Annotated in this window: 3 protein-coding genes and 1 pseudogene; all 4 read left to right on the top strand. The window is 48.1% G+C overall.

Annotated elements, in window-relative coordinates:
• Window positions 1-882, top strand: a pseudogene (locus ACTIE6_RS16515) (hypothetical protein); the annotation flags it as partial.
• A 1-nt stretch (window position 883) separates the two neighbouring features.
• Complete coding sequence (locus ACTIE6_RS16510; protein WP_439557691.1) at window positions 884-1,366, top strand: hypothetical protein; 483 nt, start codon at window positions 884-886, stop codon at window positions 1,364-1,366.
• Window positions 1,363-1,956, top strand: coding sequence for a hypothetical protein (locus ACTIE6_RS16505; protein ID WP_439557690.1), 594 nt, complete (start codon window positions 1,363-1,365; stop codon window positions 1,954-1,956). The genes ACTIE6_RS16510 and ACTIE6_RS16505 overlap by 4 nt, the downstream gene beginning before the upstream one ends.
• A 60-nt stretch (window positions 1,957-2,016) precedes the next feature.
• A partial coding sequence (locus ACTIE6_RS16500; RefSeq protein WP_439557689.1) for a hypothetical protein occupies window positions 2,017-2,341 on the top strand: 325 nt, incomplete at its 3' end.

Below are 2,341 nucleotides of genomic sequence, written 5' to 3'. Positions count from 1 at the left end.
GATGGAAAGGTAAAGCTGGAAACGATACAGCCTAACAAAGTCCGGTATCAGAAAGCGGCACCTGGCCGGCCAGTGGAGCGGGTTTATATCAATCCGTACTTTGGTACCGGCCGTTCAATCAAGAAAGCCGACACAGTTTCGGTACCGATTTTCGACAAGAAAAATCCAACCAAATACCTGGAAAGCGTGATTATCCTTAAAAAAGCGCAGATCGGGGCTGACTTCCATAATCGCGGCCTTTGGTGGGGTACAAAAACATGGACTTTGGTCGACAACATGGCGCCGGAATATCACCTTTCAGGCTTAATGAACGGCTACAACTTCAAACTTTTGATCGAGATCGACGAAAGTTATTTTATCCAGGACGGTGACGATTTGAACGATCCGCAAGTGCTCGAAAAAATTGAAAAGCGCAAGGAAGAATTCATGGAGCACATGGACGAATATTTGTCCGGGGTAAAAAATACCGACAAAGCCCTGGTGCTGATCGGTGACCTGATGGGTGATGCAGGCAAAGGCGATAAGAAGCTGATCCGGATAACACCAATCGAAAACAAAATGACCGATGATGCCTACATGAAGCTGATCGATGCTGCCGGCGTAAAACAGGCGCAGGGGCATGGGATACTGCCCAGCCTGGCAGGTATCTCGGAAGGTGCAAAACTCGGTGGATCCGGATCTGAATTAATGCATTCTGTGATGTACCACGTCCGCTTTCTTACACCGAGCTATCGCCGGCTTTTAAAGGAAGTACTCGACGATGCGTTGAAAGTGATGGGATATGACCTGGAAGAAATGGAATACCACTTTACTGACATTGAAATGACTACCCTGGATCAAAACCCGACTGGCCAGCAGGCCGCAACCTCAAACCTTCAATAAGATGATTACCCTACTGAAATCCGACATAGTTAGCATTGAAGAGTATTTCACGGCCCTGGTCAATGAGGATCCGGAAATCGCTACCCTGGTGCTCGAAACCTCAAACAATCCCTTTGAGATGGAGCGCTTTGACGAAGTAAGTAAACGCGACGATTTCAATTATCCAGCCATGGCGATGCTGATGCCGGTGATCACCGGCGACGATAATGGCATGCATGATTTTGAAGCGAGGCAGGAAATGGGATTTGCCATTTTGTTCGCCAATTGTAAAACCATGGCCGAAGAACTGGCCGCTTTAAAAAATGCACAGCTGGCGGCATGGCGGTTTCTTCGGTACCTGCGCCGGGATGTGAAAGCCGGCCGGTTCCGGATGGACAAAATGGCCTACAAAATGGCGCCTTTCAAGTACGGTAGCGATAATTCTGTCGGCTGCTATGTGGTTCTTTCCATCATCACCAATACAAACGCGCAGATTGGGGTATGAGCGAGCTGGTAACTTGGACGCCTGATATTGATTATGATACAATATGGTTTGTAGTCGGTCAAATTTCAAACCAGATCAGCGGGCGCGGCATTGAGCAGCTGCAAGAAAAGCTGCAGGAAGAAGGGCTGGTGATGACTGGTGCTTTGAAAAGCTCGCTTTTTCGCGAGGTACGCCAGAATAACCAGGCATGGATGACTGAAATGGCGATGCAGTTTGAAGCATACGGCCGCTTTCAGGATATGAAGCAGTTGCAGTATACTTCCCAAATGCCAGTTCGTGAAGGTGAAAACCAGCTTTTGCTGTGGGTTGAAAGGGTAATGGAAGGTCAGTCAGGCAAGAAACCATTCACTTTTATTTCCGGCCGAAAAGACGGTACTTTCCCTAATGACAAAAAAGCGGCTATCCACCAATTAGCCTGGGCGATCGCCAGGTCACGGATTTACCAGCCGATTGTGAGCAGGAAGGGAAAAGGTTGGTACATCAAAAACTACATGAAGCAGATCTATGGAGAAATCGAGGTGAATATCCAGGCTGCTGCTGCCCAAGCTGTAATGAATACAGTCAAAAAAGCCTTGAAGGACCGCAAGTAAAATAATATTCTGCCGGCTCAGCTGATATCACCTGGCTGCACAAAACTATATTCTGAAACAATGATAATCGACCTATTAAAAACGGGATTAACCTGGTCTGACGTTGACCTGGTAAGAAACGAGCTGCAACATATAATTCCTGCGCTGGATCCGGAGCTCTATCCGGATCGAAGTGGCATGCGTTATTATCTGGACGTGAAGGTTCCGGAATTTGCCCTTTCAAGCATTTTTGAAACAATGCTTACTTTGGAAGGCCGCGAGAAGCCGCCAATGATCACCGGCGGCGCGCAAATCTACGAAGGCTGTGCTTTTCGTCTGGAGGAAATACTGGCCGGACAGCTCAGCCTGACAAAGCCAGCGCGTACCTTATCGCAAATGACAGCAG

Origin of the sequence: Dyadobacter sp. (genome assembly GCF_051859145.1) — a bacterium.
Lineage (GTDB): Bacteria > Bacteroidota > Bacteroidia > Cytophagales > Spirosomataceae > Dyadobacter.
The sequence above is the reverse complement of the archived record's forward strand: the minus strand, read 5'-3'. Positions and strand labels throughout refer to the sequence as shown.